The 24850-nt window shown below is 72.5% G+C and carries 22 protein-coding genes; 18 read left to right on the forward strand and 4 right to left on the reverse strand.

Going from position 1 to position 24850, the window contains the following annotated elements; genetic code table 11:
• The first annotated feature begins 242 nt into the window (after window positions 1–242).
• Together purN and purH are read left to right on the forward strand one after the other, a co-directional pair.
• Entirely contained in the window at window positions 243–872 is a 630-nt protein-coding gene (gene purN, locus AB0P24_RS39215) for a phosphoribosylglycinamide formyltransferase (RefSeq protein ID WP_234534224.1), read from the forward strand.
• Window positions 869–2452: a bifunctional phosphoribosylaminoimidazolecarboxamide formyltransferase/IMP cyclohydrolase gene (gene purH / locus AB0P24_RS39220; protein ID WP_365802663.1), complete on the forward strand. Its 1584-nt coding sequence runs from the start codon at window positions 869–871 to the stop codon at window positions 2450–2452. The genes purN and purH overlap by 4 nt, the downstream gene beginning before the upstream one ends.
• 198 nt (window positions 2453–2650) lie before the next feature.
• Here the strand turns inward: purH and AB0P24_RS39225 are convergent, their stop codons facing one another.
• Window positions 2651–3241 (reverse strand): RDD family protein, encoded by a 591-nt coding sequence (locus AB0P24_RS39225; protein WP_365802665.1) that lies wholly within the window; start codon window positions 3239–3241, stop codon window positions 2651–2653.
• Window positions 3242–3470: 229 nt separating this feature from the next.
• On the opposite strand from AB0P24_RS39225, the gene AB0P24_RS39230 reads away from it, so the two are divergent.
• The 14 genes from AB0P24_RS39230 (at window position 3471) to AB0P24_RS39295 (ending at window position 20166) form a co-directional block, all read left to right on the forward strand.
• Window positions 3471–4325, forward strand: coding sequence for a bifunctional methylenetetrahydrofolate dehydrogenase/methenyltetrahydrofolate cyclohydrolase (locus AB0P24_RS39230; protein WP_365802667.1), 855 nt, complete (start codon window positions 3471–3473; stop codon window positions 4323–4325).
• Window positions 4315–4743: a DUF3017 domain-containing protein gene (locus tag AB0P24_RS39235; protein ID WP_365802669.1), complete on the forward strand. Its 429-nt coding sequence runs from the start codon at window positions 4315–4317 to the stop codon at window positions 4741–4743. Before AB0P24_RS39230 ends, AB0P24_RS39235 begins: the two co-directional genes overlap by 11 nt.
• A gap of 373 nt (window positions 4744–5116) precedes the next feature.
• Window positions 5117–6280: a sensor histidine kinase gene (locus AB0P24_RS39240; RefSeq protein ID WP_365802671.1), complete on the forward strand. Its 1164-nt coding sequence runs from the start codon at window positions 5117–5119 to the stop codon at window positions 6278–6280.
• Window positions 6277–6948, forward strand: a complete 672-nt coding sequence (locus AB0P24_RS39245) for a response regulator transcription factor (protein ID WP_365802673.1) — start codon at window positions 6277–6279, stop codon at window positions 6946–6948. Before AB0P24_RS39240 ends, AB0P24_RS39245 begins: the two co-directional genes overlap by 4 nt.
• Before the next feature lie 325 nt (window positions 6949–7273).
• Complete coding sequence (locus AB0P24_RS39250; protein ID WP_365802675.1) at window positions 7274–7744, forward strand: helix-turn-helix transcriptional regulator; 471 nt, start codon at window positions 7274–7276, stop codon at window positions 7742–7744.
• A gap of 593 nt (window positions 7745–8337) precedes the next feature.
• Window positions 8338–9393 (forward strand): DUF2690 domain-containing protein, encoded by a 1056-nt coding sequence (locus AB0P24_RS39255; RefSeq protein ID WP_365802677.1) that lies wholly within the window; start codon window positions 8338–8340, stop codon window positions 9391–9393.
• Window positions 9394–9828: 435 nt separating this feature from the next.
• Entirely contained in the window at window positions 9829–10818 is a 990-nt protein-coding gene (locus tag AB0P24_RS39260; RefSeq protein ID WP_365802679.1) for a malate dehydrogenase, read from the forward strand.
• Window positions 10819–11069: 251 nt separating this feature from the next.
• Window positions 11070–11630 (forward strand): DUF664 domain-containing protein, encoded by a 561-nt coding sequence (locus AB0P24_RS39265; protein WP_365802681.1) that lies wholly within the window; start codon window positions 11070–11072, stop codon window positions 11628–11630.
• 379 nt (window positions 11631–12009) lie between these two features.
• A complete protein-coding gene (locus tag AB0P24_RS39270) occupies window positions 12010–12699 on the forward strand; it encodes a DUF2637 domain-containing protein (protein ID WP_365802683.1) in 690 nt (229 codons plus the stop codon).
• A gap of 193 nt (window positions 12700–12892) precedes the next feature.
• Window positions 12893–14404, forward strand: a complete 1512-nt coding sequence (locus AB0P24_RS39275) for an aldehyde dehydrogenase family protein (protein WP_365802685.1) — start codon at window positions 12893–12895, stop codon at window positions 14402–14404.
• A 68-nt stretch (window positions 14405–14472) separates the two neighbouring features.
• Window positions 14473–16011, forward strand: coding sequence for a GMC oxidoreductase (locus AB0P24_RS39280; RefSeq protein ID WP_365802687.1), 1539 nt, complete (start codon window positions 14473–14475; stop codon window positions 16009–16011).
• Window positions 16011–17279, forward strand: coding sequence for a glycine betaine/L-proline ABC transporter ATP-binding protein (locus AB0P24_RS39285; RefSeq protein ID WP_365802689.1), 1269 nt, complete (start codon window positions 16011–16013; stop codon window positions 17277–17279). Before AB0P24_RS39280 ends, AB0P24_RS39285 begins: the two co-directional genes overlap by 1 nt.
• Complete coding sequence (locus tag AB0P24_RS39290) at window positions 17279–19213, forward strand: ABC transporter permease subunit (RefSeq protein WP_365802691.1); 1935 nt, start codon at window positions 17279–17281, stop codon at window positions 19211–19213. Before AB0P24_RS39285 ends, AB0P24_RS39290 begins: the two co-directional genes overlap by 1 nt.
• Window positions 19214–19215: 2 nt before the next feature.
• Window positions 19216–20166, forward strand: coding sequence for an ABC transporter substrate-binding protein (locus tag AB0P24_RS39295; protein ID WP_365802693.1), 951 nt, complete (start codon window positions 19216–19218; stop codon window positions 20164–20166).
• 60 nt (window positions 20167–20226) lie between these two features.
• Here the strand turns inward: AB0P24_RS39295 and AB0P24_RS39300 are convergent, their stop codons facing one another.
• A complete protein-coding gene (locus tag AB0P24_RS39300; RefSeq protein ID WP_365802695.1) occupies window positions 20227–20937 on the reverse strand; it encodes an isocitrate lyase/phosphoenolpyruvate mutase family protein in 711 nt (236 codons plus the stop codon).
• On the reverse strand, window positions 20934–21431 hold the full coding sequence (locus AB0P24_RS39305; protein ID WP_365802697.1) for a carboxymuconolactone decarboxylase family protein: 498 nt from the start codon (window positions 21429–21431) through the stop codon (window positions 20934–20936). The genes AB0P24_RS39300 and AB0P24_RS39305 overlap by 4 nt, the downstream gene beginning before the upstream one ends.
• Window positions 21432–21477: 46 nt before the next feature.
• On the opposite strand from AB0P24_RS39305, the gene AB0P24_RS39310 reads away from it, so the two are divergent.
• Window positions 21478–22965 carry a PLP-dependent aminotransferase family protein gene (locus AB0P24_RS39310; protein ID WP_365802699.1) on the forward strand — a complete coding sequence of 496 codons (1488 nt, stop codon included), beginning with the start codon at window positions 21478–21480 and terminating at the stop codon, window positions 22963–22965.
• Between the two features lie 73 nt (window positions 22966–23038).
• Here AB0P24_RS39310 and AB0P24_RS39315 read toward each other — a convergent pair whose 3' ends face one another.
• Entirely contained in the window at window positions 23039–24088 is a 1050-nt protein-coding gene (locus AB0P24_RS39315) for an aldo/keto reductase (protein WP_365802701.1), read from the reverse strand.
• A 75-nt stretch (window positions 24089–24163) separates the two neighbouring features.
• Here AB0P24_RS39315 and AB0P24_RS39320 point away from each other — a divergent pair, with 75 nt between their 5' ends.
• Window positions 24164–24700: a TetR family transcriptional regulator gene (locus AB0P24_RS39320; protein WP_365802703.1), complete on the forward strand. Its 537-nt coding sequence runs from the start codon at window positions 24164–24166 to the stop codon at window positions 24698–24700.
• Window positions 24701–24850: the final 150 nt, after the last annotated feature.

Raw genomic sequence — 24850 nt, forward strand, 5'->3', positions numbered from 1 at the left:
CGACCACCTACCCCGTGAACGCGCCGCATCCCGGACGCGTTCCCGCCTCGGTACCTCCCAGACGCTACCTTCCGGCCACGGCCCCGTCCCGTGGGGGCCGCCCGGTGTGCCGGTATCGTTGCTGACGGTCGGCCGCTTCGTAGACTTCCCCGTATCCCGGGGCGCGAAGCACTCGTACGAATGTACAAAGCGAGTGCGAGTCCGGCCGCCGTACCGACGCTCCCCCTAGAAAGGGCCTCACCGTGGCCGCCAAGCCCGTGGCCAAGCGCCTCGTCGTGCTGGTCTCCGGATCCGGCACCAACCTCCAGGCGCTCCTCGACGCGATCGCGGAGCACGGCGCCGAGGCCTATGGCGCCGAGGTGGTCGCCGTAGGTGCCGACCGCGCCGGCATCGAAGGGCTCGCGCGAGCCGAGCGGGCCGGGATCCCGACGTTCGTGACCAGGGTGAAGGACTTCGGGACCCGGGAGGAGTGGGACCGGGCGCTGGCCGAGGCCGTGGCCGCCCATGAACCCGACCTGGTGGTCTCCGCCGGGTTCATGAAGATCGTCGGGAAGGAGTTCCTGGCGCGGTTCGGCGGGCGGACCGTCAACACGCACCCCGCCCTGCTGCCCAGTTTTCCCGGGGCTCACGGCGTACGGGACGCGCTCGCGTACGGCGCCAGGGTCACCGGCTGCACCGTCCACTTCGTCGACGACGGCGTCGACACCGGACCGATCATCGCTCAGGGCGTGGTGGAGATCCGGGACGAGGACGACGAGAGCGCTCTGCACGAGCGCATCAAGGAAGTCGAGCGAAGGCTGCTCGTCGAGGTCGTGGGGCGGATCGCCCGCAACGGCTATCGCATTGAGGGACGAAAGGTAGTTATCCAGTGACCGCCGAGAGCACTGTCACGGCCGAGAGCGGCAAGCGGGCCATCCGTCGCGCGCTCGTCAGCGTCTACGACAAGACCGGGCTCGAAGAGCTCGCCCGCGGGCTGCACGAGGCCGGTGTCGCACTCGTCTCCACCGGCTCCACCGCCTCCCGTATCGCCGCCGCCGGCGTGCCCGTCACCAAGGTCGAGGAGCTCACCGGCTTCCCGGAGTGCCTGGACGGCCGGGTCAAGACCCTGCACCCGAAGGTGCACGCCGGCATCCTCGCCGACCTGCGCCTGGAAGACCACCGGCGGCAGCTCGAAGAGCTCGGTGTCGAGCCGTTCGACCTCGTCGTCGTGAACCTCTACCCGTTCCGCGAGACCGTCGCCTCCGGGGCCTCGCCCGACGAGTGCGTGGAGCAGATCGACATCGGCGGCCCGTCGATGGTGCGCGCCGCCGCCAAGAACCACCCCTCGGTCGCCGTCGTCACCAGCCCCGCCCGGTACGCCGACGTCCTCGCCGCGGTCGCCGACGGCGGCTTCGACCTCGCCACCCGCAAGCGGCTCGCCGCCGAGGCATTCCAGCACACGGCGTCCTACGACGTGGCGGTCGCGAGCTGGTTCGCCTCCGCGTACGCCCCCGTCGACGAGTCGCGGTTCCCCGACTTCCTCGGCGCCACCTGGGAGCGCGAGAACACCCTGCGCTACGGCGAGAACCCGCACCAGCCCGCCGCCCTCTACGTCGACGCCGCCGGCGGCGGCCTCGCGGAGGCCGAGCAGCTGCACGGCAAGGAGATGTCGTACAACAACTACACGGACACGGACGCCGCGCGCCGTGCCGCGTACGACCACGACGAGCCGTGCGTCGCGATCATCAAGCACGCCAACCCCTGTGGCATCGCCGTCGGCGCGGACGTCGCCGAGGCGCACCGCAAGGCGCACGCCTGCGATCCGCTGTCCGCGTTCGGCGGGGTCATCGCCGTCAACCGGCCGGTGAGCAAGGAGATGGCCGAGCAGGTCGCGGAGATCTTCACCGAGGTCATCGTCGCTCCGGACTACGAGGAGGGGGCCCTGGAAGCCCTCACCAGGAAGAAGAACATCCGGGTGCTGAAGGCGCCGGGCGCCCCCGCCAACCCGGTCGAGGTCAAGCACATCGACGGCGGTGTGCTGCTCCAGGTCACCGACCGCCTCCAGGCCGACGGCGACGACCCGGCCAACTGGACCCTCGCGACCGGCGAGGCGCTCAGTGCGGAGGAGCTGGCCGAGCTCGCCTTCGCCTGGAAGGCCTGCCGGGCCGTGAAGTCCAACGCCATCCTGCTCGCCAAGGACGGCGCCTCGGTCGGCGTCGGCATGGGCCAGGTCAACCGCGTCGACTCCGCGAAGCTCGCCGTCGAGCGGGCCGGTGAGGAGCGGGCGCGTGGCTCCTACGCCGCCTCCGACGCGTTCTTCCCCTTCCCCGACGGCCTGGAGATCCTGACCGCGGCCGGCGTCAAGGCCGTGGCGCAGCCGGGCGGTTCGGTCCGTGACGAACTCGTCGTGGAGGCCGCGAAGAAGGCGGGCGTGACGATGTACTTCACCGGGACGCGGCACTTCTTCCACTGAGCTGCCACGAGGTGCCAGTGGGATGCCACTGAGCTGCCACGAGCTGCCAGTGGGATGCCACTGAGGTGCCGCTGAGATGCCGTTGAGGTGCCACCGCGCTCGCCGCTGAGTGCGCGCTGAGCCGCCGCGCGGCGAGCGCAAACACCAGGGCCGTGTCCCCCTGCGCGGGGACACGGCCCTTGGGGTACCGGCGCGTGCTCAGTTGCTGCGGATCACGATCGTGCCGCAGACCTTGTCGGCGAACGTCTGGCGCTTGGCGTCCCACGCCGGCCACAGCCAGCCCAGGTAGCAGGCGAGGCTGTCCAGGATGTGCGCGATACGGCGCACGAAGGCCATGCCGACGCCGATCGGCTGACCGGTGGCCTCCTTGACCAGGCGGATGCCCAGCGCCTTCTTGCCGACGGTCTGGCCGGTGCGGCCCTCCATGATCAGCTGCCAGATCGCCAGGCCGAGGAGCGCGAGACCGCCGATGAGCCCCAGCACCGCGGCCTTGCTGCTGAAGAGCACCATGATGTACGGCACCAGGAAGACCAGGCCGTCGACGATCGTGCCGCCGAAGCGCTGGCCCCAGTTCGCGTACGGCGGCGTCGCGCCGTACCCCTGCTGCGGGTAGCCGTAACCGCCCTGCTGCGGGTAGCCCGGCTGCTGGGGGTAGCCGTAGCCCTGCTGCTGCGGCACGCCCTGCGGGGCCTGCGGGTAGCCGGGCTGCTGGGGGTAGCCGTAGCCGGGCTGACCCTGCTGCGGGTCCTGCGGCTGACCGTAGGGGTTGTTGGGCGCGCCGAAACTCATGCCGGGTTCCTCCGTTTGACCTGCGGGGACGACGCGGACAAGGACGGAGGTACGTCATGAATTGAGCGGTTTTGCCCCCCACCGGACCGCGGTACTGCGCCGCTCATCGTTGAGTACGCACGAGTTGTTGTCCAGTCCGATTAGCGATGTGTTGTGCAAGTGCAACATCATTGATCATGACCGCACACCCGACTGGAACCGGGAGACCGGCATCCGCGAGGATGGAGCCATGACCGCCCAGATTCTCGATGGCAAGGCCACCGCAGCCGCGATCAAGTCCGATCTGACCGCCCGCGTGGCGGCGCTGAAGGAGAAGGGCGTCACGCCCGGCCTCGGCACGATCCTCGTCGGGGACGACCCCGGCAGCCAGAAGTACGTCGCCGGCAAGCACCGCGACTGCGCGCAGGTCGGCATCGCCTCGATCCAGCGTGAACTCCCGGCCACCGCGACCCAGGAGGAGATCGAGGCGGTCGTCCGCGAGCTCAACGACGACCCCGCCTGCACCGGCTACATCGTCCAGCTTCCGCTGCCCAAGGGCATCGACGAGAACCGCATCCTGGAACTGATGGACCCGCACAAGGACGCGGACGGCCTGCACCCGATGAACCTCGGCCGACTGGTGCTCGGCGAGCCCGCGCCGCTGCCCTGCACCCCCAACGGCGTGCTCACCCTGCTGCGCCGGTACGGCGTCGAGATCAAGGGCGCCGAGGTCGTGGTCGTCGGCCGGGGGGTGACCATCGGCCGCCCGATGCCGCTGCTGCTCACCCGCCGCAGCGAGAACGCCACGGTGACCCAGTGCCACACCGGCACCCGGGACCTCGCGTCGCATCTCAAGCGCGCCGACATCATCATCGCCGCCGCAGGTTCCCCGCACCTGGTCCGCCCCGAGGACGTCAAGCCGGGCGCCGCCGTCCTCGACGTCGGTGTCTCCCGCAACGCGGACGGCAAGATCGTCGGGGATGTGCATCCCGGGGTCGCCGAGGTCGCCGGGTGGCTCTCGCCGAACCCCGGCGGTGTCGGGCCGATGACCAGGGCGCAGCTGCTCGTCAACGTGGTCGAGGCGGCGGAGCGCAGTGTCGGCTGACCGCGGTCACGAGCAGGGCGCGAGGCGCCGGGCGACCCGGCGCTTCCCGCTGTTCACCCGGGACACGGCACGCCCCGAAGGGGGCGGCAGGGCGGCGTCGGGGGATCTGCCGGCGCCGGCCCGGCAGTGGCCGGTGCTGGTGGTGCTGGCGACCGTCGCGGTGGGGCTGCTGCTGACCTCGCTGGACCAGTTCCGGGTGGGTGCGCTGCTGATCGGGGCGGCGCTGCTGGGCGGGGCGGTGATGCGCTGGATACTGCCGAGCGTGGGGATGCTGGCGGTCCGGTCGCGGTTCACGGACATCGTGACGTACGGGGTGCTGGGGCTGGCGATCGTGCTGCTGGCGTTGATGGCGCAGCCGAAGCCGTGGCTGGTGATCCCCTATCTGAAGGACACGCTGCATTTCACGATGAGGAACTAGCGGGTCCGGTCCCGGCTGCGGGCCGTCGGCGACCGCTCGCGCCCGCGCGGCGCTAGCCGCACAGGGGACACGGCCCCGCCCCCTCACGGGGCGCTGGTCCCCAGGCGTTCGGCACCCGCCCGAGTAGCAGGCACGCGCCCGAGTAGCAGGCACGCGCCCGAGTAGCAGGCACGGCGCCTGAGTAGCAGGCACGGCGCCTGAGAAGCAAGGCATGGCCCGCACCTCCCCCGGTGGGTGCGGGCCTCCTCCCCCGGTTCGAAGGTAGGGATCCGGCTGCGTCCGCGAATCCCACCCCCGGTTGAACCGTCTACAACTTCCGCGGTACGTCAGGCGATGGACTCGCCGTTTCCGAGGCCCGCGTTACGCTGCGGCGATGCGACCGCGGAACCTGCCCCCACTCGCCGTCGACACGCTCATCGCGTGCATGACGGTCGTGACGGCCGTGTTCCTGGGGCGCGAGTCGCCCGCCCAGGGGTGGCCACAGCTCGACGCGCGGGCGTACGCGCTGATCGGGCTGGCGCACCTGCCCGTCGCCCTGCGCGGGCGGTGGCCGGTCGCGGTCTTCGCCGTCATGCAGGCCGCCTCGATCGTCTACGTCAGCCTCGGCTTCTGGCCCGTGGTGTGCACCTTCGGCTCCCTGCTGGCGCTGTACACGATCGCGTCGCTACGGCCGGTCCGGGTCGCCGTCGGCTGCGCCCTCTGCATGACGGGCATGTGGCTGTACGCGGGGATCGTCACCCACGGCTCCTCGATGCCGTCCGTCGTCACGCAGGCGGTGCTGTACTCCTCGGTGCTGGTCTGGTTCGGGCATCTCGCGCAGCGGTCGGCCGCGCTCACCCGGCATCTGCGGGCCGAGCAGGCCGAGCGGGCGCGGCGCGCGGTCGTCGAGGAACGGGGGCGGATCGCCCGGGAGTTGCACGACGTCGTCGCCCATCACATGTCGGTGATCTCCGTGCAGGCGGGGCTCGCCCGGTTCGTCTTCGAGTCCGACCCCGGCAAGGCACGCGGGGCGCTCGGCACCATCGCCGACACCAGCGGGGAGGCCCTGGACGAGCTGCGGCGCATGCTCGAGGTGCTCAGGGACGAGGACCCGCGGGCCGCCGAGCGCGCTCCCATGCCGACCCTGGAGCGGCTGGCCGAACTCGTCGAGAGGGTGCGGTCCGGCGGACTGCCCGTCGGCTTCGTCGTCGAGGGCGCGCCCCGGCCGCTGCCGCCCGGCGTCGAGCTGTGCGCCTACCGCGTGGTCCAGGAGGCGCTCACCAACGTCCTCAAGCACGCCGGCCGCGCCCACGCGCGCGTGCTGCTCCGGTACGGGGCCAGCGAGCTGACCGTGTCCGTCCTCGACGACGGGGAGGGGGTGAATCCGGACAGAATGCGAACGGGCGCAGGCCATGGCTTGATTGGTATGCGTGAGCGGGCCAAGCTCTACGGCGGGACGATCAGTGTCGGCCCACGCTCCGAGGGCGGCTTCGCGGTCGAGCTGACCCTGCCGACCTCGGCCGCACTCGCACGGCGGGGGGACGACCGTACCGGATGACCAGAGTGCTCGTGGTCGACGACCAGTTCCTCATCCGCGCCGGGCTGGTGGGCCTGCTGGAGGCCGCCCCCGGGTTCGAGGTGGCCGGCGAGGCGGGGGACGGCGCGGAGGCGGTGCGGCTGGCCGCCGAGACCCGGCCCGACGTCGTCCTCATGGACATCCGCATGCCGGGCGTCAACGGCATCGAGGCCACCGAGCGCATCCTCGCCCAGGCGGCCGGACCCGCGCCCCGCATCCTCGTCCTCACCACCTTCGACCTCGACGAGTACGTGTACGGCGCGCTGCGCGCCGGCGCCTCCGGGTTCCTCCTCAAGGACTCCGGCCCCGAACGGCTGCTGACCGCCATCACCGCGGTGGACGGCGGCGACGCCCTGTTCGCGCCCAGCGTCACCCGGCGCCTGGTCGAGGCCTTCGCCCGCCGGCACGGCCCCGGCGCCGTGTCACCGCCCGGCCTGGACGTGCTGACCTCCCGCGAGGTCGAGGTCCTCAAGCTCACCGCGCGCGGGTTGTCCAACCTGGAGATCGCCGACCGCCTCTACATCAGCGAGGCGACCGTGAAGACCCACCTCAACCGCACCATGACCAAGCTCGACCTGGGCAGCCGGGCGCAGGCGGTGGTGGTGGCGTACGAGACGGGGCTGGTGACGCCGGGCAACCCGGCGGACTGACCGGCCGGCCGACCGGTGGTCCGTCCCCTGGAGCTGACCGAAAGGCGGCCCGTCCCCTCCCCCGAGCAGGACGGACCGCCGTCCGGAACCAGCCTTCCCAGCGGGCGGCGGCTGTTCAACGGCTGTCCGCCGGCTGTGGCAGAGAGGTGACGGTTCCGCTACGGGCCGCCCGTACCGACGCGGCCCGTGGGAACCGTCCCGCCGCCCGCCGTCGTCACCGGCTCTGAACTGGCAACTGCCTGACACCCGACGGGCAGCCGACGGGCAGCCGACGGGCAACTGGCGGGCAACTGGCGGGCAGCGATGCAGGCCGTGGAGGTGTGTGATGGGCGGCTGGCAGCCGCTGCCGGAGGGACTCCCGCCGGAGGTACGGCACTTCGTGGAGCAACTGCGGCTCCTCAAGGACGCCACCGGCCTCAGCCTGGTCGCGCTGGGGGCCCGCACCGCGTACAGCAAGTCCTCCTGGCAGCGCTATCTCAACGCGGTGCAGCCGCCGCCCCGCCAGGCCGTCGTCGCGCTGTGCCGGGTCGCGGGCCTGGCCGGTGCCGACGCCGAACGGCACGCCGTGCGCTGGGAACTCGCCGTCGAGGCCTGGCCGCGCCCGGCGACCGCGCCGGACGGCCCGCCGGGCGCCGGGGAGGCGGAGGGGTACGAGGACGATCCGACCCTCCCGTGGTGGGACCGGCCCGAGCAGGACCCGGCGCCCCACCCGCACAGCCGCCTCCTGCTGTACGCGGTCCTGCTGCTGCTCGCGCTGCTCCTTGTGGCGGTCGTCGGTGCCGTGACGCTCGGGTGAGCTGTGCGCCCCTGTGATCTGGGGTGCCGGTAAGAACCGTGTCACCAGCCGCAAGCGGCGCGGTGGTCACTCGGCGAGGGCGCTGGCGGATACGGGCCGGGTGCCGCGCACGAGGCGGAACATCTCGGAGATGTGCACGGTGTCGCCCGGCCGTGCGTACGTCGGCATTCGCCCGACTTCGGCCGCTGGAGCGGGTGGAGGCGGCTGGAAGTGCCCACTTTGCTGCGCGTGGGGCCGGAGTGGCGTCTCCCAGCGGGACGAGCCGGAGGCCCGTTGGACCGTACGGCGGTCGGCGTGCGACGGTGCTGCCGGGCGGCCCAGTGCTCCTGTGCGCCCCCTGCCCGGGGACTGTCTTCCCGGGGCTGCCGCATCCCGGTGGGTAGCCAGAACGGGGGCCGCCGCGGGGCACCGCGCGTACGGGGGAGGCGCGGGGTGGGAAACGGCGCCGAACCGGCGGACCCCCGAACCGGCGCACACTGGATCGGGGAAACCGGTGGAGTCGGTGGAGCCGGTGGAGCCGGGAGAGTCGGGGGAAACCGGTGGAAACCGGAGTAAGTCTGGGGAAAGGGGATCGGGAATGGAGGGGGGAAGCAATGCCTCGTTGGAAAGCTCTGCCGGATGAACTCGATCCGCAGGTCAAGGAGTTCGCGACCCAGCTGCGGCGGCTCGTGGACCGCGGTGGGCTGAGCGTCGCGGCACTGTCCGACCGCACCGGCTACGCCAAGTCGTCCTGGGAGCGCTATCTCAACGGCCGTCTGCTGGCGCCCAAGGGCGCGGTGGTCGCGCTCGCCGAGGTCACCGGCACCGATCCCGTCCACCTCACGACCATGTGGGAGCTGGCCGAACGGGCCTGGAGCCGTTCGGAGATGCGCCACGACATGACCATGGAGGCGATCCGGATCGCCCAGGCGCGGGCCGCGCTGGGGGAGTTCGGTGCGCCGCCGGCCACATCCGGGTCCGCGTCCACGACCGCCGCCGATGGCGGCAGGAAGCCGCGCCGGGCGGCCGGCGCCGTGGCGATGCCGGGGATCGCCGGGCCGGCGGGGGTCTCGCCCACCATCCCGCCCCAGCCGACGGCCCCCGACGCGAACCGCCGCGAGGGCACCGGCTCCCGCGGCCCCGCCGCGCCCCCGCCCGCCGCCCCGCCCGGCGGCGGCAGGCGTCGGCTGTCGATGTTCCTCGCCGGGGTCGTCGGCGTGGTCGTGGTCGTCGCCGCGGTCCTCTTCCTCACCGGAGGCGACGGCGGCGGGAAGAAGAACCAGGGCAGCGGTGCCTCGGCCACCCCGTCCACCGGCACCAGCAGCGCCCTTCCGGCCGGGGTGAAGTGCGCGGGCGCCGGCTGCACCGGCAAGGACGCGGAGGCGATGGGGTGCAGCGGCGACCTCGTGACCACGGCCAAGACCGTCACGGTCGGCGCGACCACCCTGGAGGTCCGCTACAGCAGGACCTGCGGCGCCGCGTGGGGCCGTATCACGGGCGCCGCCCAGGGCGACTCGGTCCGGGTCACGGCCGGCACCACCACGGAACGCGGCTCCATCACGGCCACCGGCGACACGATCGCCTACACGCCGATGGTGGCGGTGCGGGACGCGGCGGCGGCGAAGGCCTGCGCCACGCTGGCGTCGGGGCAGCGAGGGTGCACGGGGTGACAGAGGTCTGACCGTCGGCCCGTCCGGCGTCCGAGGCCGAGGACGAGGCCGAGGACGAGGCCAAAGGCCGAAGGCCGACAGCGGGGCTCAGGGGGTGGCAGCCCCCAGTGCCCCGCGGCAGTGCCGGCGGCAGACGAAGAAACCGGCGGCACACAGGAATGCCGGCCTCCTTCCTGGGCACGCGACACGTATCCCCCCACGGGAGGCCGGAAACCGGTACCCCCGAGTGGCGGCCGTCCTGCCCCACCTCTCCCGGACAGGCGGCCGCCTCTTTTGTGGGGTGAGCCACACCGACCCCTCGCTCTGCGGCATCCCCGATGCGCGATAGCCTGACCGGTGGATCTCTTGATACCAAGAGATCGATCATTTGTACGTCCGCACCCCAGGGCACCCAGGGCAAGGACGCCCACCGCCAGCTGTCATACGGAGAACGCCATGACCCGCACTCCCGTGAACGTCACCGTCACCGGCGCGGCCGGCCAGATCGGTTACGCCCTGCTCTTCCGCATCGCCTCCGGCCAGCTGCTCGGAGCGGACGTGCCGGTCCGGCTCCGCCTCCTGGAGATCACCCCGGCGCTCAAGGCCGCCGAGGGCACCGCCATGGAGCTCGACGACTGCGCCTTCCCGCTCCTGGCGGGCATCGACATCTCCGACGACCCGAACGTCGCCTTCGACGGTGCCAACGTCGCCCTGCTGGTCGGCGCCCGCCCGCGCACCAAGGGCATGGAGCGCGGTGACCTCCTGGAGGCCAACGGCGGCATCTTCAAGCCGCAGGGCAAGGCCATCAACGACCACGCCGCGGACGACATCAAGGTCCTGGTCGTCGGCAACCCGGCCAACACAAACGCGCTGATCGCGCAGGCCGCCGCGCCGGACGTACCGGCGGAGCGCTTCACCGCGATGACCCGCCTCGACCACAACCGCGCGCTGACCCAGCTCGCGAAGAAGACGGGCTCGACGGTCGCCGACATCAAGCGGCTCACCATCTGGGGCAACCACTCCGCCACCCAGTACCCCGACATCTTCCACGCCACGGTCGCCGGCAAGAACGCGGCCGAGGTCGTGAACGACGAGAAGTGGCTGGCCGAGGAGTTCATCCCGACCGTCGCCAAGCGCGGCGCGGCCATCATCGAGGCCCGGGGCGCGTCCTCCGCGGCCTCCGCCGCCAACGCCGCCATCGACCACGTCCACACCTGGGTCAACGGCACCGCCGACGGCGACTGGACCTCCATGGGCATCCCGTCGGACGGCTCCTACGGCGTCCCGGAGGGCCTGATCTCCTCCTTCCCGGTCACCACCAAGGACGGCAAGTACGAGATCGTCCAGGGCCTGGAGATCAGCGAGTTCTCCCGCGCCCGCATCGACGCGTCGGTCAAGGAGCTGGCGGAGGAGCGCGACGCGGTCCGCGCCCTCGGCCTCATCTGAGCCTCCCGCACACAACGGGCCCCGTTCCGGTCTCCACCGGGACGGGGCCCGTTCCCGTGCTCCCCGGCGTCACCGAGTACGTCCGCGGGGTGCGGCCGGCGACCAGGACCCGGACCTGTCGGCCGGGCCGGACGCCGAGGCCGGCGAACCGGTCGCCGTCGACGCGCGGACGGCGCTCGGGGGTGCCGGTCGGCAGTTGAAGACCGGCGGATCCAGGGCCGTTGTCAGTGGCGGATCGTAGTCTTCGGGGCATGACTGATGACACCCGGTCGGCCGTGTGGTGGGAGCCGCCCGTCGCCGGCAGCGAACTCGACACCCTCATCGGGGCTCTGGAGCGGCAGCGGCGCACCTTCGCCTGGAAGAGCGAGGGGCTCGGCGCAGCGGCGCTCGGCAGTCGCCTCGCGCCCTCCGCTCTCACCCTCGGCGGCCTGCTGAAGCACCTCGCCCTCGTGGAGGACCAGTACTTCACCGTGCGGCTGCTGGGGGAGAAGCTGCCCGCCCCGTGGGACGCGGTGGACTGGGACGCCGAGCCCGACTGGGAGTGGCGGTCGGCCGCCGCCGACAGCCCCGAGGAGCTCTACGGGCTGTGGGAGGCGGCGGTGGCCCGGTCCCGGACCGCCCTGCGCCGGGCGGCGGCCGGCGGGGACGCCGGTGCACTGATCGCGTACACCTCCCGCAGCGGCGCGCGGCCCAGCCTGCGCCGGCTGCTGACGGACATGATCGAGGAGTACGCCCGGCACGTCGGACAGGCCGACCTGATCCGTGAGTCGATCGACGGACGCGTGGGGGAGGACCCGCCGGCCGGCTTCTGACCGGCCGGCCGGCGTGCCGAGGTGCCGCTCCCGGACCGGTCAGATCTTCGTTCATTTAATTTCAGTATTCGCGGAGTGCAATCAGCCGCATATTCATAATTTCTTCCCCGTCGCCTCTTCCGGGTGACTGAATTCCCCCGAACGCTCCAAATCCTGCCCCGGGTGGCGGTCGTTAGGTGACCGTGACGCGATTGGACTGGTGCACAGCAGAAGATCATCCGACTACCGTGCTGCGCTGGCCCGGTGGTATGGATATCACCTCATGCTCGGACCTGCTCGATGATTTCCTGAAGAGAATCAATACGATGGAAAGCGAATATCGGCGGACTCTGGCGGATCTGTACGGGGCGTCCTGAGACAGGGTGCGGAGGTTAATTCGATGGACGGGATTCAGCACGACTCAGGTCCGGGGCTCTACGACCACACCGGCTTCTATGATCACCCCGGTCTCTACGACCACGCCTGGGGCGTCCCGGAGCCGGACGGTGCGCACAACGACTGGGACCCGGTCGAGGAACTGGCGCAGATACTGTCCGCACCGACCGGTGTGAACGCGGCCCCCACCCTGCTGGACGTGCCGGCCCAGCGCCGGGGCGGCCGCCGCCGGGTCCGCCGCGACTCCCACCTGCTCGACGGCGGCCGGAGCTTCACGCACATCACGCTCCTGATCGTGGCGGTCTCGCTGTGCGCGGTGTTCATGCTGGCCTGGTCCGTCTGCTACTCCTACGCGCAACTGCGCGGCATCGCCTCGTCGGTGCTCCCCGGAGGGCTGGCGCGGTACTGGCCGCTGACCGTCTACGGCCCGTGGTTCGTGGCGGCGCTGTCCGTCCTGCGGGCCACCGCGCAGCGCCGGAGCGCGCGGCGGTCCTGGTGCGTCGTGCTGGCCGCCTCCGCCGTGGCCGTGGGCCTGTGCATCAGCCACTCCTCCCACGCGCTGCTGTCCTTAGTGATCTTCGGGATCCCGCCCGTCACCGCCCTGGTCTGTTTCTGGGAGCTCGTGGGCCAGATCTCGACCCGGAACCGGCCCCGGCACGCCATGCCCGCCGCATCGGCGAGCGCCACGTCCTGAACCCGCAAGCGGCTCGGCCCCTCGCCCACCGAAGACTGTTTGTCCCGTTCTGTCCGGCTGTTCAGTGACGCCGCACACTTCCGGCCGACGATTGCGCATGCAATCCGAGGCCGAGGGCAGGTGCTGGCGGTCCCCGAGTGTGACCCGAACGCCACACCGGGGTGCCGAACAGGAACGGAAGGCAATACCGATCATGGCGGACAGCACGGCACGAGCGACCATCCATGTCGGAGGCGAGTGGCTGGCAGCCGCCTCCGGCGCGACGCGCGAGATCATCGACCCCGCGGACGGCCTGCCCTTCACCGTGGTCGCCGAGGGTGACGAGAAGGACGCGGAGGCGGCGGTGGCGGCCGCCCGGCGCGCCTTCGACACCGGCGACTGGCCCCGGACTCCCGTCGCCGAGCGCGCCGCCCTGCTCCGCCGGGTGGCCGACCTCCTCGTACGCGACCGCGAACAGCTCGGGCTGCTGGAGAGCCGGGACGCGGGCAAGACCGTCGAGGAGGGCCGCGTCGACATCGACTGCGTCGCCGACGCCTTCCGCTACTTCGCCGACCTGGTGGCGGCGGAGGGCGCGGGCCGGGTGGTCGACGCCGGCTCGGCGGACGTCCACAGCGTCGTCGGGTCCGAACCGGTGGGCGTGTGCGCGTTGATCACGCCCTGGAACTACCCGCTGCTCCAGGCGAGTTGGAAGATCGCCCCGGCGCTCGCGGCCGGCAACACGTTCGTGGTGAAACCGAGCGAACTCACCCCGCTGACGACGGTCGCGCTGATCGGGCTGCTGGCCGAGGCCGGGCTGCCCGCCGGAGTCGCGGGCCTCGTCACCGGGCCCGGCCACACCGTCGGCGCCCGCCTCGCCGAGCACCCCGACGTCGACCTGGTCTCCTTCACCGGCGGCCTGGCCAGCGGCATCAAGGTCGCCCAGGCCGCCGCGCCCACCGTCAAGAAGGTCGCCCTCGAACTGGGCGGCAAGAACCCCAACGTCGTCTTCGCCGACGCCTGCGCCACGCAGGAAGGTTTCGACACCGCCGTCGACCAGGCCCTCAACGCGGCCTTCATGCACAGCGGCCAGGTCTGCTCGGCCGGCGCCCGGCTGATCGTCGAGGAGCCGCTCCGGGAGCGGTTCGTCGCCGAACTCGCCCGCCGCGCCGCCCGGATCCGGCTCGGCCGCGGCACCGCGGACGGCGTCGAGTGCGGCCCCCTCGTCTCCGAGCAGCAGCGCGCCAAGGTCGAGGCGTACGTGGCCTCGGCGCTGGCGGAGGGCGCGGTGCTGCGCGCGGGCGGCAAGCGCCCCGAACCGTCCGCCGACCGCCCCGCCTCCGGCTACTTCTACGAGCCCACCGTCCTCGACCAGTGCCACCGCGGGATGAGGGTCGTACGCGAGGAGGTCTTCGGCCCGGTCCTCACCGTCGAGACGTTCCGCACCGATGACGAGGCGGTCGCCCTCGCCAACGACACCGAGTACGGCCTCGCGGGCGCCGTGTGGAGCACGGACGCCGGGAAGGCCCGCCGGATCGCGGGGCGGCTGCGGCACGGCACCGTCTGGATCAACGACTACCACCCCTACCTCCCGCAGGCGGAGTGGGGCGGCTTCGGAAAGAGCGGGACCGGCCGCGAACTGGGGCCCGCCGGGCTCGCCGAGTACCGCGAGACCAAGCACGTCTACCAGAACCTCGCGCCGAAGCCGGTGCGCTGGTTCGCCGGCTGAGCCCCCACAACGCCCGGCCGGCGAACCGGCTCCGCCCCGTTCTCCCACCCCCCAGGAGTAACCACCCCATGCCCGATCACACCCCGCATCCCCAGGAATTCGACTACGTCGTCATAGGCGGCGGAACCGCCGGTTCCGTCATCGCCTCCCGCCTCACCGAGGACCCGGACGTCACGGTCGCCGTCATCGAGGGCGGCCCCAGCGACGTCGGCCGCGACGACGTCCTCACCCTGCGCCGCTGGACGGGCCTGCTCGGCGGCGAACTGGACTACGACTACCCGACCACCGAGCAGCCGCGCGGCAACTCCCACATCCGGCACAGCCGCGCCCGGGTGCTGGGCGGCTGTTCCAGCCACAACACCCTGATCGCCTTCAAGCCGCTGCCCTCCGACTGGGACGAGTGGGAGGAGGCGGGAGCCAAGGGCTGGGGCGCGGTGCGGATGGAGGCCTACTACGCCCGCCTCCTCAACAACATCGTCCCGGTCGACGAGAAGGACCGGAACGCCGTCGCCCGCGACTTCGTGGACGCGGCCCGGCGGGCGCTGGGCGTCCCGCGTGTGGAGGGCTTCAACCGCCGTCCGTTCACCGAGGGCGTCGGCTTCTTCGACCTCGCCTACCACCCCGAGACCAACAAGCGGTCCAGCGCGTCGGTGGCCTACCTCCACCCGGTGCTGGACAAGCGACCCAACCTGCGTGTCTTCCTCGAGACCTGGGCCTACCGGCTGGAACTGGACGGCGGCCGGGCCGAGGGGGTGCGCGTCCGCACCAAGGACGGCGCGGAGCTGCTGATACGGGCCCGCGCCGAGGTCGTCCTGTGCGCGGGCGCCGTCGACTCCCCGCGTCTCCTCCTGCACTCCGGCATCGGCCCGGCCGAGGACCTCGAAGCGCTCGGCATCCCGGTCGTGCACGACCTCCCGGGTGTCGGCGAGAACCTCCTCGACCACCCCGAGTCGGTGATCGTCTGGGAGACGAACGGCCCGATCCCGGAGAACTCCGCGATGGACTCCGACGCGGGCCTGTTCGTCCGCCGCGACCCCGCACACGCGGGCCCGGACCTGATGTTCCACTTCTACCAGGTCCCGTTCACCGACAACCCCGAGCGACTGGGCTACGAACGGCCCGCGCACGGCGTCTCGATGACCCCGAACATCCCCAAGCCCCGCAGCCGCGGCCGGCTCTTCCTGACCAGCGCCGACCCGTCCGTGAAGCCCGCCCTGGACTTCCGCTACTTCACCGACGCGGACGACTACGACGGCCGCACGCTCGTCGACGGCATCCGCCTGGCCCGCGAGATCGCGCGGACCGAGCCGCTGGCGGGCTGGCTGAAGCGCGAGGTGTGCCCCGGCCCGGAGATCGTCGGCGACGCCGAGCTGAGCGAGTACGCCCGCCGGGTCGCCCACACGGTCTACCACCCGGCGGGCACCTGCAAGATGGGCGCGGTCGATGACCGACTGGCGGTGGTCGACCCGGAGTTGCGCATCCGCGGCCTCGACGGCATCCGGATCGCCGACGCCTCCGTCTTCCCGGCGATGCCGGCCGTGAACCCGATGATCGGGGTGCTGATGGTCGGCGAGAAAGCCGTGGACCTCCTGAAGGGCGGCGCGTGATGAGCGGTACGACCCCTGTCTTCTCCGTCGACGGTCTGTGGAAGGTCTTCGGCCCCCACGCCGACCGCGTCCCGGCCGACCCCGAGCTGGCCCGCCTCTCGCCCGGCGACCTGCGTACCCGCACCGGCTGCACGGCCGCCGTCCGCGACGTCTCCTTCGACGTGCGCAAGGGCGAGGTCTTCGTGGTGATGGGCCTGTCCGGCTCCGGGAAGTCGACCCTGGTCCGCTGCCTGACCCGGCTCATCGAGCCCACCGCCGGCACCATCGCCATCGACGGCGAGGACGTCCGCGCGATGGACAAGGGCCGGCTGCGGGAACTGCGCCGGCACCGCGCCGCGATGGTCTTCCAGCACTTCGGGCTCCTTCCGCACCGGTCCGTCCTCGACAACGTGGCGTACGGCCTGGAGATCCAGGGCGTCGGCAGGTCCGAGCGGCGCGAGCGGGCGGCCGAGGTCGTCGCCAAGGTCGGCCTCGACGGCATGGAGCGGCGCCGCCCCGGCCAGCTGTCCGGCGGGCAGCGGCAACGGGTCGGCCTCGCACGGGCGTTGGCCGTGGACCCCGAGGTCCTCCTCTTCGACGAGCCGTTCAGCGCGCTCGACCCGCTGATCCGGCGGGACATGCAGGAGGAGGTGATCCGCCTGCACCGCGAGGAGGGCCGCACGATGGTCTTCATCACCCATGACCTCTCCGAGGCGCTCAAACTCGGCGACCGCATCGCCCTGATGCGGGACGGCCGGGTGGTCCAGCTCGGCACCCCCGAGGAGATCGTCGGCTCTCCGGCCGACGACTACGTCCGTGAGTTCGTCCGGGACGTGCCACGCGAGCAGGTGCTGACCGTCCGCACGGCGATGCGGGCGCCGGGGGAGGCCGGGGAGGCCGACGGCCCCGCGGTCGGCCCGGAGGCGACGGTCGCCGAGGCGATCGACGTGGTCGCGGGGACCGGTGTCCCGGCACGGGTCGTGGAGGACGGCCGGTGCGTGGGCGTGGTCGACGCCGACACGTTGCTCGGCGTCGTGGCGAAGGCCGACGCGGGCAGTTTTTCGGCTGCGGGCGGTGGTGGGCCGGTCGCGCCGTTCCCCGCGCCCCTGAGCAGGGATCCGCAGCCCCAGCTGGAACGCCCCCCAACCGCAGGCGGCCATGACGACCCAGCCGCAGCCGATGGCGGCGCTGCCTCCTCAGCCACGGGCAGTCGTACCGCTGGGGCGGCACCCCGCGAGCGCGGGCAAGTGACACCCCTTGCGCCCCGCACCGACCCGGAGGGCGTCTGATGGTGACGATCACTGTTCCGGCCCGTCACAGAGTGGCGCTCCCCGCCGGCCGGGCCGCCCGTAAGCTCCTCGCCCTGGCCGTGGCCGCCGCGATCCTCGTCCCCGTCGCCCACTCCCACTGGCCGTCGGCCGCCTGGCCCCACTCCCTCACCGTCGACCTCTCCTCCCCCCTCTCCTCCGCCAGCGACTGGGTCATCGACAACCGCGACACCCACCCCCTCTTCCTCTACTTCTTCGGCTACCTCAGCAACGCCGTCGTCCTCACCGTCCGCGCCGTCTACCTCACCCTCCTCGCCGCGGGCTGGCCCGGAGTCACCGTGCTCGCCGCCGCCGTCGCCCACCGCGTCGCGGGGGCCGGGCTCGCCGTGGGCACGACGGTCGCGTTCCTCGCCTGCGGCGCCCTCGGGATGTGGGTGCCGACGATGCAGACCCTCGCGCTGATGGTCGTGGCCGTCCTCGCCTCCGTCGCCGTCGGACTGGTCCTCGGCCTCGGGGCCGGTCTCTCCGACCGGCTGCACCGCGCCCTGCGCCCGGTCCTCGACACCATGCAGGTGCTGCCCGCCTTCGCCTACCTCCTCCCCGTCGTCCTGGTCTTCGGCATCGGCGTCCCCGCGGCCGTCCTCGCCACCGTCGTCTACGCCGCCCCGCCCATGGCCCGGCTCACCGCCCTCGGCCTGCGCGGCGCCGACCCCGAGGTCCTGGAGGCCGTGGAGTCGCTCGGGGCCACCCGCCGGCAGCGGCTGCTGACCGCGCGGATCCCGCTGGCCCGCCGGGAACTCCTCCTCGGCCTCAACCAGACGATCATGATGGCGCTGTCGATGGCGGTCATCGCGTCCGTGATCGGCGCCGGCGGCCTCGGCGACCGCGTCTACCAGGCGCTCGCCTCGGTGGATGTGGGCGCGGCCCTCGCGGCCGGTGTTCCGATCGTGCTGCTCGCGGTCGTCCTGGACCGCGTCACCGCGGCGGCGGGCGAGCGCGACGACGTCCGAAAGTCCCCCGTCGGCCTCCGGTACGGCCTCGGCGCCACCGTCGCCGTCGCGCTCGCCGCCCGTCTCCTCGGCCGCCTCGACTGGCCCACCGCCTGGACCCTGGACTTCGCCGAACCCGTCAACCGCGCCGTGGACTGGCTGACCGCCCATCTGTACTCGGGTGTGCCGGTGGTCGGCGGTACGGCGGTCTGGGCGGGGCACTTCACCACCTGGGTCCTCGACCCGCTCCGGGACGGGCTGCGGTGGCTGCCCTGGTGGGCGGTGCTGCTCGTGGTCGCCGCCCTGGCCTGGCTGATCGGCACCTGGCGCACCGCGCTCACCGCCGTTCTCGCGATGGCCGCGATCGGCGTGCTGGGGGTGTGGGAGCCGTCGCTGGACACGCTGTCCCAGGTGCTCGCGGCCGTCGCCGTGACCCTTGCGCTGGGCTTCGCGACCGGTGTCGCCGCCGCCCGCAGCGACCGGGTGGAGCGCGCCCTGCGGCCGGTCCTGGACGTCTTCCAGACCATGCCGCAGTTCGTGTACCTGATCCCGGTGGTCGCCCTGTTCGGCGTGGGCCGCGCGCCCGCCGTCGCCGCCGCCGTCGTCTACGCGCTGCCGGCCGTCGTACGGATCACCGCGCAGGGGCTGCGCCAGGTGGACCCGGCCGCCCTGGAGGCGGCGCGCTCGCTCGGCGCGACCGGGCGCCAGCAGCTGTGGCAGGTCCAGCTCCCGCTCGCCCGGCCCGCGCTGCTGCTCGCCGTCAACCAGGGCGTGGTGCTCGTCCTCGCCGTCGTCATCATCGGCGGGCTGGTGGGCGGTGGCGCCCTCGGCTACGACGTCGCCTTCGGTCTCGCCCAGGGCGACCTGGCCACCGGGCTGGTCGCCGGTGCCGCCATCGTCTGCCTGGGGCTGATGCTCGACCGGGTCACCCAGCCCACGGAACGCCGCATGAGGAAGGGAGCGTGACCATGCGCCGTACGGCACTCGTCGCCGCCGCCTCCGTGCTCGTCCTCACCACCGGCTGCGGTGCCGCCGACATGACGAAGCAGGCCTCGCCGTTCGCCGACGCGCGGGGGGCGAAGACCGTGACCCTCTCCGTGCAGTCCTGGGTCGGCGCGCAGTCCAACGTCGCCGTCGCCCAGTACCTGCTGGAGCACAAGCTGGGCTACCGGGTCGACACCGTGCAGGTCGACGAGGTCCCGGCCTGGGACGCGCTCAGCCAGGGACGCGTCGACGCGATCCTGGAGGACTGGGGGCACCCGGACCAGGAGAAGCGGTACGTCGAGGAGAAGAAGACCATCAGCCGGGCCGGGGGCCTCGGGGTCACCGGGCACATCGGGTGGTTCGTGCCGGCCTATCTGGTCAGGCAGCACCCGGACATCACCGACTGGAAGAACCTGAACAGGTACGCCTCCCTCTTCCGTACCGCGGAGAGCGGCGGCAAGGGGCAGCTGCTGGACGGCTCGCCGTCGTACGTCACCAACGACAAGGCGCTGGTGAGCAACCTGAAGCTGGACTACCAGGTCGTCTTCGCCGGTTCCGAGGCCGCCCAGATCACCCAGATCAAGCAGTTCGCCAAGGAGAAGAAGCCCTTTCTCACGTACTGGTACGCGCCGCAGTGGCTGTTCAAGAAGGTGCCGATGACCGAGGTGAAGCTGCCGGCGTACAAGGAGGGCTGCGACGCCGACCCGGCCGAGGTCGCCTGCGCCTATCCGCGCACCCCGCTGCAGAAGTACCTCAACACGGACTTCGCGCACAGCGGCGGCAGGGCGGCGGCCTTCCTGAAGAAGTTCACGTGGACGACCGAGGACCAGGACCAGGTCTCCCTGATGATCGCCGACCAGAAGCTGAGCCCCGAGGAGGCCGCGAGGAAGTGGGTGGAGAGCCACCCGTCGGTGTGGAAGAAGTGGCTCTCCTAGTCCGCTCCCCGTCCGCTCCTCCCCGTCCGCTCCTCCTCGTCCGTTCCTCCTCGTCAGGCCTCAGGTCAGGGACTTCCGCAGCGACCGCAGCGCCAGCCGCAGCAGGCCCGGGCCGAAGGTGATCCGGGTGGCGCCGAGCGCGCCGAGCTCGGCGGGCGCGGGGCTCGTGCCGTCCGGGTGGGCGTACATGTTCAGCGGGCCCTGGATGCCGGAGCGGAGCAGGGGGAGTACGGCGGCCGGGGCATGGATCGGGTAGACGCAGTCGGCGCCGGCCGCGACGTACAGCGCGGCTCGCTCGATCGCCCGGTCGGGGTCGGTGACCCCGCGGGCGAAGGTGTCGACGCGGGCGTTGAGGAACAGCCGGTCACCGGCGGCCGCGCGGACCTCGGCGAGCCACTCGGCGTGCTGGTGCGGATCCTTGAGGACACCCCCGCTGGAGTCCTCAAGGTTGCAGCCGACCGCCCCGGTCTCCAGCAGGCGCTCGACCAGCTCCTTCGGCGCCAGCCCGTAGCCGTCCTCCACGTCCGCCGACACCGGCACGTCCACGGCCCGCGTGATCCGCGCGAGGGCCGCGAACATCTCCGCCGCCGGGGTCTCGCCGTCCGCGTACCCCAGACTCGCCGCGACTCCGGCGCTGGGCGTGGCCAGGGCCGGGAACCCGGCCTCCACCAGGGCCCGGGCACTGGCCGCGTCCCACGGGCCGGGCAGGATCAGCGGGTCACCGGGCATGCGCCCGTGGTGCAGAGCCCGGAAGAGCGCGGCCTTGGTCACGCGTGCTGCCCCGGCTGGTAGTGCCCCGGCACCAGACGGCAGGTCACCCCGAACCGGTTCCACGCGTTGATCACCGTGATCGCGGCGATCAGCTGCGCCAGCTCCGCCTCCTCGAAGTGCTTGGCGGCCCGCTCGTACACGTCGTCCGGCACGAAACCGTCGGTCAGGACGGTCACCGCGTCCGTCAGCGCCAGCGCCGCCAGCTCCTTCTCCGTGTAGAAGTGCGCCGACTCCTCCCACGCGCCCAGCTGGATGATCCGCTCGACGCTCTCGCCCTGCGCGAGCGCGTCCTTGCTGTGCATGTCCAGACAGAACGCGCAGTGGTTGAGCTGCGAGGCCCGGATCTTCACCAGCTCCAGGAGCTTCGGGTCGAGGCCCTTGCGGGCGGCGGTGTCCAGCCGGACCATCGCCCGGTAGACGTCGGGGGCCAGCTCCGACCAGGGCAGACGGGGGGAGTGCTCGGGCGCGTACTGGGGGGTGTCTTCAGTGGTCATGCCTCGACCCTAGGAGCCGGGCAGCCCAGGGGTATGGTCCATTTGCATGGAGAATGCATGGGCCACTCGACCCGACCGGCCCACTCGGCCCCCTCGGGCCAGCCGGGCCGGTCAGGCCACTCTGGGGATCGATCTGCACCTGGAGCCGGCCGCGGGACCGGGCCTGCGCCGGGGCCTGACCGACGCCCTGCGTGAGGCCGTGCGCAGCGGCCGGCTGCTCCCCGGCACCCGGCTGCCCTCCTCCCGCTCCCTCGCCGCCGACCTGGCCATCGCCCGCAACACCGTCGCCGACGCCTACGCCGACCTGGTCGCCGAGGGCTGGCTCACCGCCCGGCAGGGCTCCGGCACCCGGGTCGCGACGGGCCTGCCGCCGGTGCGGCAGGCGCAGACCCCCGCGGGCAGGGCCGCCCACCGGCCCGCCTACGACCTGCGCGCCGGCTCCCCCGACCTCTCCGCGTTCCCGCGCACCGAGTGGCTCAAGGCCGCCCGCCGCGCCCTCACCGCCGCCCCCAACGAGGCCTTCGGCTACGGCGATCCACGCGGCCGCGCCGAACTGCGCAGCGCGCTCGCCGCCTACCTCGCCCGCGCCCGGGGCGTGCGCGCCGACCCCGAACGGATCGTGATCTGCGCCGGGTTCGCACACGGTCTGAGCCTGCTCGGCCGCATGCTGCGGGCCCGCGGGGCGGACACGATCGCCGTGGAGTCGTACGGCCTCGACGAGCACTGGCGGTCGCTGACCACGGCCGGTCTGAGCCAGGTCCCGCTGCCCTTCGACGAACTCGGCACGGACACCACGGAACTGGGCCGGCGTCCGGCCGCGGTGCTGCTGACCCCGTCCCACCAGTTCCCGATGGGCGTGCCGCTGCACCACGACCGGCGGGCGGCGGTGGTGGACTGGGCGCGCCGCACCGGCGGCCTGGTCCTGGAGGACGACTACGACGGCGAGTTCCGCTACGACCGCCGGCCCGTCGGCGCCCTCCAGGGCCTCGCCCCCGACGAGGTGGTCTACCTGGGCACCGCCAGCAAGTCCCTGGCCCCGGGGCTGCGACTGGCCTGGATGGTGCTGCCGCCGGCGGTGGCCGGGGAGGTGACGGCGGCCAAGGGCGGCGTGGACACCTGCGGGGCGCTTGACCAGCTGACGCTGGCCGAGTTCATCGCCTCCGGCGGCTACGACCGGCACGTCCGCGCGGCCCGCTCCCGCTACCGGCGGCGCCGGGACGCCCTGGTCCGGGCCCTCGCCGAGCGCGCCCCGGCGATCCGGGTCACCGGCATCGCGGCGGGCCTGCACGTCGTGCTGCGGCTGCCGCCCGGCACCCAGAGCCGGGTGATCCGGGCCGCCGCGGCCCGCGGCCTCGCCCTCGACGGCCTCACCCCGCGCCACCGCCACCCCGACGCGGCCACCGCACCCCCCGACGCCCTCGTCCTCGGCTACGGCACCCCGCCCGACCACGCCTGGTCGGGGGCGCTGGACGTCCTGTGCGCGGTGCTGTCCGACCCGGCCGTGACCGACGGCGCCTCCCCTGAGCAAGGGTGATCGGACACGAGCGGGCCGAGGAGGACGAGGAGGGCTCAGGCGCGGGCGGCGGCGCCGGAGCGGACGACGGGGTTCACGAGAGCGCCATGCCGGGAACGCGCTTGCGGATGGCCTCCATCTCGGCCTCGTCGGAGATGCCCTGCCAGTCGTACCGGGGGGTGTACGGGGCCTCCAGGGCGCGCACCTCGTCATCGGTGAGTTCGACATCGAGGGAGGCCACGGCCTCGTCGATCTGCCGGACGGAGCCGGCGCCGACCAGCGGGGCGGTGACGACCGGCTGGCGTCGCAGCCAGGCGAGCGCGACCTGGGCACGGCTGACGCCGTGAGCCTCCGCCACCCGCCCGACCGCGTCGATGATCGCGCGGTTGGACGCCTCCTGCTGGGGCGCGTACAGCAGGTCCGCATACGCACCGTCCGTCTCGGAGCGCGCCGTCGAACGGGCGTCGTCCCATGCGCGGGCGAGGCGGCCGCGGGCCAACGGTGACCAGATGATCGTGCCGACACCCTCGTCCAGGCACAGCGGGATCATCTCCCGCTCCTCCTCACGGGCGAGCAGGTTGTAGTGGTCCTGCATCGACACGAACCGCGCCCAGCCGTTCTGTTTCTGCAGGTGCAGAGCCTTCGCGAACTCCCACGCGTGCATGGACGAGGCGCCGAGGTAGCGGACCTTGCCGGCCTTCACGAGGTCGCTGAGTGCCTCCAGCGTCTCCTCCCACGGGGTGGCGTGGTCGTTGCGGTGGAGCTGGTAGAGGTCGATGTAGTCCGTGCCGAGGCGGCGCAGGGAATGGTCGACCTCGGTCATGATCGCCTTGCGCGACAGGCCGCGGCCGTTCGGTCCCAGCCGCATCGGATGGCGCAGCTTCGTGGCGATCACCACGGCATCGCGGTCCGCGAAGTCCTTGAGCGCGCGGCCGAGGATCTCCTCGCTGGAACCGTTGGAGTACATGTTCGCCGTGTCGAAGAAGTTGATCCCCGCTTCCAGCGCGTGCCTGATGAGCGGGCGTGCGTCCTGTTCGCCCTTCGACCAGACGGGGTGTCCGCGGTCGGGCTCGCCGTAGGTCATCGCGCCGATCGCGATCGGTGACACGTCCATGCCTGTCGTGCCGAGCTTGATGTACTGCATGACGCCCCTCTAAAATAAGTGGAGAACTCTCCAGATACCGTAGTGGAGAGTTCTCCACTTATCAAGTGAGGTCCTGTGGTTCGTTCAGATGCTCGCGAGAACCGGGCTCGCATCCTCGCGGCCGCCCGCGAGGCGTTCGCCGAGGACGGCGGTGTCTCGATGAACCGGGTCGCCCAGCGCGCGGGCGTCGGCGCGGGCACCCTGTACCGCAACTTCCCCACCCGCGAGGCGCTGGTCCTGGCCGTCTACCAGGAAGAGGTGGCGCGCATCACCGGCACCGTGTCCGACCTGCTGGCCCGGATGCCGCCGCTGGAGGCGCTCCGTCACTGGACGACCGACCTCGTCGAGGCCATGCGCCGAAAGCACGGTCTCGGCGACGCCCTCAGCGCCGGCGCGCACCAGGCGATCACCGAGCAGAGCTACGGCCCCGTCATCGCCGCCCTCACGCAACTCCTCGACGCCGGCAAGAGCGACGGCACCATCCGCGCGGATGCCGATCCCGGCGACTTTCTCCAACTCACCGGCGCGCTCTGGCGCGCCGCGTCCGGCCCCGAGGACCGGGCTCCTCGCATGCTCGCGCTCGTCCTCGACGGACTGCGCACGCACCGGTAGGCGCCGCGCACCGGACAGGGCGGCGCAGCGGTCCCTCCCGGCGGCGCAGCCGGCCCCCGCTGCCTACGTGGCCGTCGTGCCCCCGGGATCGGCCGCGCCCTCGTCGACACCCTGCCGTCGGGCAGCTACCTGATCCTCTCGCACGCCGCG

Origin of the sequence: Streptomyces sp. NPDC086519 (genome assembly GCF_040686075.1) — a bacterium.
Lineage (GTDB): Bacteria > Actinomycetota > Actinomycetes > Streptomycetales > Streptomycetaceae > Streptomyces > Streptomyces shenzhenensis.